This window comes from Eubacteriaceae bacterium ES3 (assembly GCA_030586155.1).
Lineage (GTDB): Bacteria > Bacillota > Clostridia > Eubacteriales > Eubacteriaceae > Acetobacterium.
The window spans coordinates 1,729,469-1,742,400 of record CP130741.1; the positions used below are offsets into that span (position 1 = coordinate 1,729,469).

At 36.4% G+C, this 12,932-nt stretch carries 10 protein-coding genes; 7 read left to right on the plus strand and 3 right to left on the minus strand.

The genetic code is table 11. The features are described from left to right. Positions 1-202 precede the first annotated feature (202 nt). From hslO to Q5O24_07895, 7 genes are all read left to right on the plus strand, one after another. A complete protein-coding gene (gene hslO / locus Q5O24_07865; GenBank protein ID WKY46307.1) occupies positions 203-1,081 on the plus strand; it encodes an Hsp33 family molecular chaperone HslO in 879 nt (292 codons plus the stop codon). A 10-nt stretch (positions 1,082-1,091) separates the two neighbouring features. Then, positions 1,092-2,621, plus strand: coding sequence for a 4-alpha-glucanotransferase (gene malQ / locus Q5O24_07870; protein WKY46308.1), 1,530 nt, complete (start codon positions 1,092-1,094; stop codon positions 2,619-2,621). A gap of 131 nt (positions 2,622-2,752) precedes the next feature. Next, a complete protein-coding gene (locus Q5O24_07875; protein ID WKY46309.1) occupies positions 2,753-3,919 on the plus strand; it encodes an ABC transporter substrate-binding protein in 1,167 nt (388 codons plus the stop codon). A gap of 105 nt (positions 3,920-4,024) precedes the next feature. After that, a complete protein-coding gene (locus Q5O24_07880) occupies positions 4,025-4,918 on the plus strand; it encodes a branched-chain amino acid ABC transporter permease (protein ID WKY49229.1) in 894 nt (297 codons plus the stop codon). An 8-nt stretch (positions 4,919-4,926) separates the two neighbouring features. Continuing rightward, a complete protein-coding gene (locus Q5O24_07885) occupies positions 4,927-6,030 on the plus strand; it encodes a branched-chain amino acid ABC transporter permease (protein ID WKY46310.1) in 1,104 nt (367 codons plus the stop codon). After that, a complete protein-coding gene (locus tag Q5O24_07890; GenBank protein ID WKY46311.1) occupies positions 6,027-6,815 on the plus strand; it encodes an ABC transporter ATP-binding protein in 789 nt (262 codons plus the stop codon). The genes Q5O24_07885 and Q5O24_07890 overlap by 4 nt, the downstream gene beginning before the upstream one ends. After that, positions 6,808-7,518 carry an ABC transporter ATP-binding protein gene (locus Q5O24_07895; protein ID WKY46312.1) on the plus strand — a complete coding sequence of 237 codons (711 nt, stop codon included), beginning with the start codon at positions 6,808-6,810 and terminating at the stop codon, positions 7,516-7,518. The genes Q5O24_07890 and Q5O24_07895 overlap by 8 nt, the downstream gene beginning before the upstream one ends. Positions 7,519-7,618: 100 nt before the next feature. Here Q5O24_07895 and Q5O24_07900 read toward each other — a convergent pair whose 3' ends face one another. From Q5O24_07900 to Q5O24_07910, 3 genes are read right to left on the minus strand one after another with little or no spacing between them, the layout of a single operon-like run. After that, complete coding sequence (locus tag Q5O24_07900; GenBank protein WKY46313.1) at positions 7,619-9,154, minus strand: Ppx/GppA phosphatase family protein; 1,536 nt, start codon at positions 9,152-9,154, stop codon at positions 7,619-7,621. A gap of 19 nt (positions 9,155-9,173) precedes the next feature. After that, positions 9,174-11,261, minus strand: coding sequence for an RNA degradosome polyphosphate kinase (locus Q5O24_07905; GenBank protein WKY46314.1), 2,088 nt, complete (start codon positions 11,259-11,261; stop codon positions 9,174-9,176). Beyond that, a complete protein-coding gene (locus Q5O24_07910; protein ID WKY46315.1) occupies positions 11,258-12,808 on the minus strand; it encodes an exopolyphosphatase in 1,551 nt (516 codons plus the stop codon). The genes Q5O24_07905 and Q5O24_07910 overlap by 4 nt, the downstream gene beginning before the upstream one ends. Between the last annotated feature and the right edge of the window lie 124 nt (positions 12,809-12,932).

The following is a 12,932-nucleotide window of genomic DNA, read 5'->3' on the forward strand; positions in this document are numbered from 1 at the left end:
TGCGATTGTAACCTCGTTCTAAATAAACCGTCATGCGGTATCTAACTGATTAACAAATATACAAAGAGCCTGTGGTTGGAGCCTTTCGAAAACCATCTAGTGGTAGGAGATGAGAACCAATCCACAGTATCTCCAAAAAGTATAGCATACAGTCCTTGGAGAGGGACTATAAACACTACTACTATATAATACGAGGAAATGAATGACTAGAGATTATTTAATTAAAGGTACTGCCGCCCAAAATCAGATACGAATTTTGGGTGCCGTAACAACAAACCTTGTTCAAAAATCCATCGTTCTTCATCAAACATCCCCTACAGTATCAGTTGCAATGGGACGATTGCTGACTGCAGGCACTTTAATGGGAGCAATGATGAAGAGTGAAGATGAATTATTGACATTGAAAGTTCTTGGTGAAGGCGAACTTCAGGGAATGCTTGTTACTGCTGACTCAAAAGGTTTTGTTAAGGGTTACCCATATGTTAAGATCCTAAAACCGGATCCTTTGGAAGCTATCAGCGTTTCTTCCGCAATTGGAAATGGATCTTTGACTGTAATTAAAGATATAGGTTTAAAAGAGCCCTATATCGGATATTCCCCTTTAGTAACGGGTGAAATAGCTGAAGACTTAACCTATTATTATGCTAAATCGGAGCAAATACCGACCTCAGTTTCACTGGGAGTACTGATGGATTCTCAAACAACTGTAAAACAGGCTGGTGGCTTTATTATCCAATTAATGCCAGATACTAATGATGACGTTATTTCTGAGTTGGAAAAAGCATTATCACAAATGCCTTCTATGACTAAACTATTAGAGGCTGGTCAAACGCCCGAAGAGATTTTCACTGACCTCTTTGCTAATCTTGGTTTTAAAGTAAATGAAACTCAGGAAATTGCCTATCATTGCAATTGCTCGCTTGATAAAGTGACGAAAGCACTTATTTCTTTAGGGTCTGAAGAAATTGAAAAAATGATTTTAGAGGATAAACCGATCGAGATGCACTGTGATTTTTGTGAAACAAATTATCCTTTTACAACAAACCAACTTAAAACAATTTTACAGGAAATAGAAAATTAAGAGGTGAAAAATGGCTCTTTCTATGCGTTGTAGTGGTGTCTTGCTGCCTGTATTCTCTCTTCCGGGACAGTACGGGATTGGTACATTTGGTCGCGAGGCCAGACAGTTTCTTGATTTGTTAGTAAAAATGGGCTTTTCTTATTGGCAGATGCTTCCATTATGTCCAGTAGATGAGTTTTATTCGCCATATAAAAGTACGTCGGCATTCGCTGGAAACCCACTTTTCATTGATCTTGAAATTCTTAAAGATTGGGGGCTTCTGGATGTAGATGATCTTGTTGAAATAAAAGAATTTGCCGACCCTTATCAAGTCAATTATCTTGCAGTTCAAAAGCACCGTCAGTCTCTTTTTGAAAAAGCCTATCGAAGGATTAGTCCTCAAATCGAAAAAGAATTAAACACTTTCATTATGAAAGAATCTTTTTGGCTTGAGGACTATTGCTTATATATAGTCCTTACTGAGTTTTACAATAATCCTGACTGGTCCCAATGGCCAGATCACAAAGTTAAAAGCCGTAACTCTAATATGCTTAAAAATTTAAAAATCAGATTTAGCGAAGAAATTAGTTTTCTTTCGTTTTTGCAATTTTGTTTTTACAAGCAATGGAAAGACTTGAAAGCCTACGCTAATAATGCAGGCATTGAAATTATTGGTGATTTACCAATTTATGTTTCTTTTGAAAGCGCTGATGTCTGGGCAAATCCAGAATATTTTCAACTTGATAAAAAATATCAACCACTAAATGTTGCCGGAGTTCCTCCTGATTACTTTTCTGAAACCGGACAGTTATGGGGAAATCCTCTGTATAATTGGGATAAGCTTAAAGTCGATAATTATTCATGGTGGTTTAATCGTCTCAACAAAGAGTTGGAAATCTATGATCTGGTCAGAATCGATCATTTTCGCGGCTTTTCTGCTTATTGGTCTGTTCCTGCTAATTCTAAATCGGCTATTAGTGGTGAATGGGTTGATGGGCCAGGAAAAGTTTTCTTCGATACCTATAATCAAAAATTTGATACTTCGAGAATAATTGCAGAAGATTTAGGGGTACAGGATGAAAACCTTACAACATTACTTTCGCAAACTGGATTTCCAGGTATGCGGATAATGACTTTTGCCTTTTTGGATCAAGAAAACAATATTCATCTACCCCACAATTATGAAAAAAATATGATTGCATACACAGGAACTCACGATAATAATACTATACTCGGTAGTTTATTTGAATACAATGAAGTCCAAAGGGAATATGGTCTCTCCTATTGTCAGTACCAAGATGAAACTCAAGATTCCTGGAAAAATGGAGGATTTAAAAGTCGTTCATGTCGTTCATTTATCGAAACACTTTGGAAAAGTGCGGCTAATGTTGCTATTTTACCAATTCAGGATATGTGCGGCTTTGGTAAGGATACAGTCTTTAATCAACCAGGAACTACGACTACCAACTGGCGATTTAGAATAACTGCAGAAGCATTATCGAACATTGACCATCAATGGTTTTATTATTTAAATAAACTTTATCACCGTCTTAGGCTTTAATACTACTATTTTCTTCTGAATCACTATATTCGCTTATAGCTAGATTGTGAATAACTTAATCTTGCGTATTAGTCTGCATATTGATATAATATCTGCAGATAAAATTAGGAATAAAAGAAAAAGGAGGATTTATGAAAAAAGTATTTGCTTTATTGCTCTGCCTAACCTTGACAATTACAATGCTCTCAGGTTGTGGTGGATCAACAACTTCTTCAAGTGAAGATAGTGATGTAATTAAAATCGGTGTTTTTGAACCATTAACTGGTGCTAATGCAGCTGGTGGTGAATTAGAAGTTGAGGGTATTGAGCTGGCAAACCAGCTTCGACCAGAAGTCCTGGGTAAAAAAGTTGAACTTGTTGTGGCTGATAATAAATCAGATAAAGCTGAAGCAACAACTGCAGCTGCGAGATTGATTGAAAAAGATAACGTTGTTTCCCTTCTTGGTTCATGGGGATCTTCTTTGTCAATTGCAGCTGGTGATGTTGTGAAAAGCAATGAAGTTCCTGCTGTAGGTGTTTCTTGTACTAACCCACAGGTAACCCTTGGAAACGATTACTATTTCAGGGTTTGTTTCCTTGATCCTTTCCAGGGTGTTGTAATGGCTAACTATGCTTATAAAAATCTAGACGCTAAAAAAGTGGCAATCATCCAGGAAGTTTCCAACGATTATTCTGTCGGTTTGGCTAAATTCTTCTCTGATTCCTTCATAGAATTGACCGGGGATGAAAATGCCATTGTTGAAACTGGTAACTATAATACAGGGGATCAGGATTTCAATGGTATCTTAACAAATATCAAAGCTGCCAATCCAGACGTGATTTTTGCACCTGGTAACTATACTGAATCAGCTTTAATTATTAAACAGGCGCGTGCTCTTGGAATCACAGTTCCAATTATCGGTGGAGATACCTGGGAAACAAATGAATTTATCACTGTTGGTGGTGCTGATGTTGAAGGTGCAGTTATGTCAACTTTCTTTGATGACACTAATCCTTTAACTGAAGAAGGTGTAACATTTGTTCAAGAGTATAAGAATGCTTATCCTGAACGAGAAAATGTTGCAGCTGTTTCTGCATTAGGATATGATGCGTACAATCTGCTTCTGGAAGCAATTGAACGTGCAGGATCTGCAGATCCACAAGCTATCCGCGATGCTTTAGCCGAAACAGTTGATTTCCAGGGTGCTACTGGAGCGATTACCATTGATGAAAATGGAGATGCAACAAAGACTGAAGCTATTATCAAAATTGTTAAAGACGGAAAGTTCACTTATCTGGATTCCGTTTCTGTCGAATAAGAAAATATTTTATTGCTTTAGCTTAATTTTATCGATGAGGGTATTTGTTTTCAAATACCCTCAATTCAATTCAAAAGATAATGAGGTTAAATTATGGTTGTCGGAATGACACTAGACACTTTTTTACAACAGCTCATTAATGGGCTATCCTTAGGAAGTCTATATGCCCTAATCGCCATTGGATATACTATGGTCTATGGGATTTTAAGACTAATCAATTTTGCACATGGAGATATCTTCATGATGGCTGCCTATTTTGCATATTTTGGTATTGCTGTATTTCTATTACCCTGGTATGTCACATTCATTGTTACAATTGCACTAACAATGCTACTTGGTATTTTAATTGAACGAGTTGCCTATCGGCCTTTGCGTGAGGCTCCAAAAACATCTTTACTGATCTCTGCGATCGGTGTTTCATTTTTTCTGGAAAATCTGGCAACATATCTTTTTTCTGGCAAACCGCAAGCTTTTCCAGAGTTTCCAGCGATGACAACACCTATCTATATAGGTGCCTTAAGTATCCAACCAGTATCAATTCTTATTCCGATCATTGCATTTGTATTAATGATAGTTCTTATGTTTGTTATCAATAAAACTAAAGTAGGTATGGCTATGCGAGCCGTCGCCAAAGATTATGATACCGCAAAGCTGATGGGAATAAAAATTAATAATGTAATTTCCTCCACTTTTGGAATCGGTTCTGGACTGGCTGCGGTTGGTGCAATATTATGGTGTATGAAATATCCATCTGTACTTCCTCTAATGGGTGTTGTTCCAGGACTTAAATGTTTTATTGCTGCGGTTATTGGTGGAATAGGAAATGTTAAAGGCGCCCTCTTAGGCGGTCTGATTCTTGGTTTTTCAGAAGTCTTAATGGTTGCTTTCTTCCCTGCTCTGACAGGTTATCGAGATGCCATCGCTTTTGTTATTTTAATTGTAATCCTCTTGTTTTTACCAAACGGTTTGTTGGGACAAAAACAAGTTGAAAAAGTATAGGAGGACATATGACTACAAAAAAAACAACTTTCACCTCCTTTATTAAGCAAAACTGGAAAACTATTGTATTTCTCGGTGTTTTGTTGGTTGCGATTACGCTGGCTAATGAATTTGTTGATTCTTACCTGCGACGTATTCTCAATCTTTGTGCTATTTATACCATTGTTAGTTTGGGAATGAATTTGGTTAACGGTTTTACTGGCCAGTTTTCGCTGGGACAAGCTGGATTTATGGCGATTGGTGCCTATACGGTGGCAATTTTTACCGTCCCTGTTGAAATGCGAGCCAGTGTATTTTATTTAGAACCGATGGCTCCATTTCTGGCTAATATCGAACTTCCCTTTATCGGAGCTTTGATTTTAGGTGGCATTTTCTCTGCTATAGCAGCCTTTTTTATTGGTTATCCATGTTTAAGATTACGCGGGGATTATCTAGCTATTGCAACACTTGGTTTTTCAGAAATAATTCGAATTATATTTACCAACACACAGACTATTACCAATGGTGCTTTGGGAATTAAGGGAATTCCGACAATCAGCAATTTATGGTGGACTTACGGAATTGCATTGGCTATTATTATTGCAACCATTCTCTTAGTGAATTCTTCCTATGGTCGAGCTTTTAAATCAATCCGCGAAGATGAAATAGCGGCAGAAGCAATGGGGATTGGACTTTTCAAAACAAAAATGACCTCATTTATGGTTGGTGCATTTTTTACTGGTATTGGTGGGGGTCTTTTTGCAGCACTTCTTGGAACTGTTGATCCAAAACAGTTTTATTTCACTTTAACCTATAACTTTTTATTAATTATTGTTTTAGGTGGAATGGGAAGTATTTCAGGAACAATTATTTCCAGTTTTATCGTTACGATTGGACTGGAGTGGCTGCGATTCCTTGATGAACCTATGGCCTTTGGTCTTGATCTTCCTATTTTCAGACCAGGATTTAGAATGGTTGTGTTTTCACTTCTGCTTATGATCATTGTTCTTTTCTACAGAAAAGGTTTAATGGGAACAAACGAATTGACCTGGAATTTCATCAGGCAAAAAATTCAATCCATAAAATCCCGTTTCCGAAGCAAGACTTCTATTGAAGGGGGTGGTAAGAAGTGAGTCTTTTAAAAACCGATAATGTAATTATGCAATTTGGCGGCGTTGTTGCGGTCAATGAGCTAAATATTGAAATTAAAAAAGGTGAACTTGCGGCGCTCATTGGCCCGAACGGAGCTGGTAAAACGACAGCTTTTAATGTTATTACCGGGGTTTATACGCCTACTTCAGGTTCTGTATTACTTTCACCATCTAACGAAAAGAACGCAGTTGATATTACTGGTAAACGACCTGATCTTATAACTGGATTGGGAATCTCCAGGACTTTTCAAAATATTCGATTATTTAAAGAATTATCTGTCATGGAAAATGTTCTCATTGCTACTCACCATCATATTGATTACAATTTCCTGTCTGCCATTTTTCGAACTCCCAAAGCAAGAAAAGGTGAAAAAGAAGCCATCGAAAAATGTGAATTTTTACTGGAAAAACTGGGACTCATTGATCTGAAAAATGAAAAATCCTCTGCTCTCCCCTATGGCCAACAAAGGCATCTGGAAATTGCCAGAGCTTTAGCTACCTCACCTGAACTTCTTCTACTGGATGAACCGGCAGCTGGAATGAATCCTCAGGAAACCGATGAATTAACAGACTTAATTTATCAAATCAGAACCGACTTCGATTTGACTATTTTTATGATCGAACATCATATGGACCTGGTCATGCAAATCTCTGATCATATTTACGTTTTGGATTTTGGCTGTACCATTGCTAAAGGAACACCAGAGCAAATACAAAACGATCCAAAAGTTATTGAAGCTTACCTGGGGGTGGATACTGATGCTTAAAATCAACAATCTTGAAGTCGCCTATGGCGGTATTGAAGCAGTAAAAGGCATTGATTTGGAAGTCCCTGATGGCAAAATTGTTACGCTTATTGGTGCCAATGGTGCTGGAAAAAGCACAACACTACGAAGTATCGTCAATCTTGTAAAGGCCAAATCCGGAAGCATTACTTACAACGGTGATGAACTACTGGGCCTTGATACTACTCAAATTGTCGATAAGGGTATAACTTTAGTACCGGAAGGCCGTCATGTTTTTCCTGATTTAACGGTTCTTGAAAACTTAAAAATTGGTGCCTATATGAGAAAAGACAATCTGGATGAGGATATAAAGCACATTTATTCTTTATTTCCCCGACTGGAGGAACGTTCTTGGCAGGCTGCTGGTACGCTTTCTGGTGGAGAGCAGCAGATGTTGGCTGTTGGACGCGCAATGATGAGTAAACCCAAATTATTAATGATGGACGAACCGTCTTTAGGTCTGGCTCCATTAATTGTGCAGGGTATCTTTGATATTATTAAAACCTTGAATAGCGAAGGGATGACCATTCTCCTAATTGAGCAAAATGCGAATATGGCACTGAAAATTGCCGATTATGCTTATGTTCTGGAAACTGGCAATATCACCCGACAAGGGACTGGCGCAGAGCTCCTAGCTGATGAATCCATTAAGGAAGCCTATCTAGGGAAAAGTCAGAAGAATTAATAAAACCGCTGTAAAAACAATCTGTTTTTACAGCGGTTTTTAAATCAAAAAGCACTAATTTCGGAGAGTAAAGCAGTTTGAAAAAAGGCACCTTTAATGTCTAACGTTCAGAAAGAATTACCTTGTTTTTTACAATTAATTCCTTATCAAAAACGCGTTTGAATTTTTTACCGCATTCTGACACAATCATATCATCAAATACTGAATGTGCAGTTGTTAATACATTTAGTTCGACCGTCTTGTCACCAATTACACAGTGCAGATCTTTGACTACACCATCCATACTTCGATCAAGATATTCAGCAATCTGAAGAAATAGACTCATCTTATCAATAAATTTCTTTTCATCTCCCTGCAGTAACCCAACATATTCTTCTGAGATACGAATTTTTTTATTGGTCCGGTGATTAAGTGCGATAAAGGCACTTAATAATAAGTCCTTCTGATTGATTCCTCGAAGTCCTGCGTTTAAAATGATGTAAAAGCTATGTTCGTGATGATTTGAAAATTGGATTTTTATGCCTGAATCATGCAGCATAGCACTGGCCTTTAGGATTTTACTAACATCATCAACAATACCATGTAGTGGTTTTAATTGTTCGAAAATAGTTTGTGTCAGTTTTAAGACATGATATGCATGAGGAATATTTACATTATAGTTTAGTAAGATGTCAACAAGGGACATCTCAAAAATATCATACACCAAATTATTTTCATTATATCCAAAATACTCAAAAATAATCCCGTCACGGATTCCGGCATCACTGATTACCAGTTCTGGCGAATTAATATAATCCATCACTAGTTCCAGAGCATAGCTAGAACCAACAAAAATATCGCTGCGGCCCTTTGATAGCCCTTTTATATCCATACGCTCTTCATAATTCATACTAGAAGCAAGCGTACACACACGATTGACATCTTTTTGACTCATCCGGTAATTATGAGCGATCTCAAGTGGATAGTCAATAATATTTCGATGAATTCGACCAACATTTCTGATTGTTCCACCGACACCAATCAAAGGTAGTCCTTTTGCCTCTTCAAAAATCGAATCTGATCTCAATATATCTTCTACAAAAGCAGCGACTTCTTTTAATTTTTTACTGGAAACCTGATCTGATAAATCAAATTTATCAGTTAAATCAAAAGAACCAACTGGCATACTTACTACTTTAATTTTTTTTCGATCTCTAATTAAAACAAATTCCATACTACCGCCACCAATATCCATTAGTAACGCATCCTGTATATCCAAAGTATTAATGGCTCCCAAATAATCCAGTGCAGCTTCACGTTCTCCGGAAATAATTTCCACACTAATTCCGGTTTTCTCTTTTATCATTTTGACAAAATCCTTACCATTATCGGCTTTTCTAACTGCAGCAGTCGCGACTGCAATTATTTTTTCAATCGAGTAGGCTTCACACATACTTTTAAACATCATCAGTGTTTCAAGACCATATTCCATTCTATCTTCTTGCAGACAGCCGGTTTCCGAAAGTCCTTCGCTTAGTCTTACATTAACTTTGACATCATCTATAATCTGAAAATACTCATTATTGTAGTATTCCCCAATGACTAGATGCACACTATTTGATCCAATGTCGATGACTCCAATATTTCGTCGTTCCATTAAAATTACCTCCGTATTCTCAATTCATTGGTCTATTTTTAGCCTGCGCAAATTCCTTTTCAGCTTCTTGACAAAAATATTGCTGACAAGAAAGTAGTTCTTTTCCTCTTTTATCAACCCTTATATAATGGCCGTCTTTAAGCATAATCCTGGTTTTAATCGTGTCTCGAAGTGTAATATCAAGAATTTTTTCAAGTTTTAATTTTAAGTCCAGTTCCTCAACGGGGAATAAAGTTTCAATACGACGATTTAAATTACGTTCCATCCAATCTGCACTTGAGAGATAATATTCTTCCAGTCCCTGATTATAAAAATAATAGATTCGACTATGTTCCAAAAATGTTCCGACAATACTATGAACTGTTATATTCTCGCTCAAATCTGGTATACCGGGGATCAAGGAACACATTCCTCTTACAATCAGAATTATTTCTACCCCTGCCTGAGATGCTTCATACAGTTTTTCGATAATATCGCCATCGATTAGAGAATTCATTTTAGCGATAATTTTTCCACGATCTCCCATTCTTACATTTTCAATTTCTCTTGCAATTTTTTTAGAAAAAGCATCCCGCATTGTTTTCGGGGCTACATCAATTTTTTTCCATAAAGTATAGTGACTATAACCAGAAAGGACGTTAAACAATGTTGTTACATCAGAAGCAATCCCTTCATTAACAGTAAACATACCGATATCAGTATATAGAGCGGCGGTAACATCGTTATAGTTTCCTGTTCCAAGATGTACATAACGTCTTATTCCATCAGATTCTTTTCGAACAATTAAAATCATTTTACAGTGAATTTTTAAGCCAACTAATCCATAGATGACATGACAACCGGCCTTTTCAAGTTTTTTCGCCCAAATAATGTTGTTTTCCTCATCAAATCGAGCTTTTAATTCAACTAAAACTGTGACCTGTTTTCCATTTTGAGCTGCATTTATCAAAGCATCGATAATTGGAGAATCTCCGCTCACCCGATATAAAGTCTGTTTAATTGCTAAAACATCTGGGTCATCTGCGGCCTGTCTGACAAAATCGATAACTGTATCAAAAGAGTGATAAGGATGATGAAGCAGCCGATCTTTTTCACGAATTACTTTAAATATGTCATCTTTTTCATAAAAATCTGCTGAAAGAACTGGTCTGTACTTTTCTTCACGCAAATCACTAAATTCCGTTCGTCCCTGGAATTTCATAAAAGTGGTTAGATCAAGTTTTCCGTTAAGCTCATAGACTTCATCTTCATTTATTTTGAGCTCTTTCATCAGCCATTTTTTCATTTTTTTACTGGTATCACGGGTCACTTCAAGTTTAATACAAGCACCCCATTTACGTTGTTGAATTGATTTTTCAATCTCTATCAACAGGTCTTCAGCCTCATCTTCATCAATTGCGAGGTCCCCATTTCTGGTTATTCTGAATTCACTGGCATGTTTCACGTCATAACCTGTAAACAACTCATGCACAAAGGGAATGATGATATCCTCGATAAACATATAATGATCTTCTTGCAAAGAATCGGATTTTGGAAGGTGGATGATGCGACCTAAAACCTTGGGAATTTCCAGAATAGCCATAAATTCTTTCTGTTCACGATTCTTTGCTTCTTTATCGTGAAGCATCATTAAAATGTAAACCTGATTATTTTTAACTAGTGGAAACGGTCGGCTGTTATCAATTGCCTGAGGTGTCAGAACAGGATAGCATTCCTGTAGAAAATACTGTTTAACAAATTCTTTTTCAGCTTCAGAAAGCTCTTTATAATTTTTAAAATAGATGCCATGCTGATTCAATTCTGGAATAATTGACTTAGATAAACAAGTATACTGTCGAGACATAAATTCATGTGTCATGCCATTAATTATCTCTAATTGCTCGATGGGTGTTAATCCATCAGCACTGCGTTTTTCATAACCTACATTAATCTGATCCATTATCCCGGCAACGCGAACCATAAAAAACTCATCAAGATTCGAAGCCGTAATTGCCAGGAATTTCAACCGGTCCATTACCAGATTGCTTTTATCGTAAGCTTCTTCTAATACTCGATAATTGAAATCCAACCAACTGACTTCTCTGTTGATTAAATGTTTCTCACTCATAACTCCACTCTCTTTATCTTTAATACTGGCTTTATACCATAAATTTTTTCCATCGTATATGAACTATATTTAAAAAAATATTCTTCCAATTGAAAATTTATTCCTGTAGACACTTCAATCTGCAACTGTTCTTCCTTTACCCGGCAAGCAATTTTTTTAACTTTTTGTTGGTCGCTTTGATCGAGTGCAAGAGCTAATTTTAGAATTGCGGTTAGTTTAGCAACTTTTAGAAACGCTATCGTATCGACATTTTTCATGTACATTTCAGGCTCCACAACCTGTGATTTAACTAATTCACAAATAAGACCCATTAATTGTCTTTCATAAGTTGTTATTCCAATCATATCAGTATTTTCAATGATATGACGGCTTTGAATCCAATAGTCTTTTGAATTGATCATCATGCCTACCCCTTGAAGATAGGCAAGCATCGATAAAAGCATTCTTTCTCGTCTTCCCATCTCATGGTGTTTTTTTAATGCATCGAAGATTTTTAAGCTTAGCATTTCGATCTGTTTAGCGTGTTTTATCGAAATATGATATTTTTCACCTATTTTAATTGCTGACTGATACGACCCTTCTTCAATCCATTCCATAAGACGTTGCGTTTTCATTACCTGAAAATGATTATCCATGATAGCATCGCCTATACTCATAGGAATTAATGTCAGCTTTTTAACGCCTGTTTCTTTGATCAGTTTTAAATAAAGGATCAATGTATGATTTAAAGTTTCAGCCTCATTTGCTGTCAAAAATTCGTATTTTCTCATCAGTTGATTCATTGTCAAATTAATACACTCATTATAAAGTGCTTCAAAACCTTCCACCTCCAGATCGTAAAATTGTTTTTGATCATTACAACCATACAATCTGGCTATCATTTCTACTTCGTGAGAAGAAACAAATAATTTCTGAATATTGCGTTGGTCAATATTTTCAGTTATTTCCCTGGTATTAATCCCAATAAACTCATTTAACAATGTTTCAAAACGTTCTGTGTTTTCTTCGATTGAACGGAGAAAATGTTTCATTTTCAGATAACCCAACTCAGCCGTCTGATGATAGTCGATAACACCCTTTTTCAATAATGCCACTGATAAGTTTCCACTAGAGATCGCTGCTATCATCTGATCACCATTTTTCTGCTCAATTATATTATAGCTGCTTTCACATTTTAAAATCATATGACGATATATTAAATGAATTTCTTCTTCCTGATCGAGAATTTCGACCTCGTAACCGCCAGTGTTAATCCGAATTTGTTCGAGTATATAGATCTGATTTTTAGCTTCACGGAGCGCTGTTGTACCAAGAATTTTAATACTATCTACATCAAAAGCTTTTGACATCCCAATATAATCGTTAATCGTTTGACAGAGGGCATAAACTAATTTAAAATCGATAAATCCCTGTGAGAAGCTTTGACTTCCAAAGCGAATGGGATAACTGGCTCGATCCAGGATATTAATACATCCTTTTCCCCGTTGACCTATAATTAGCTCGCACTTGTTTGAACCAATATAAATAACTGAAAATCGTTTTATCATACATACACCTCGACTCTTAGAACATATCTTTTATTCTAACACATTTTAAAATGAAAACTGTTAAAAATTCATTAAACTTTGTATAACAAAAAAAGACACCCTTATTAATTACAGATAAGTCTGC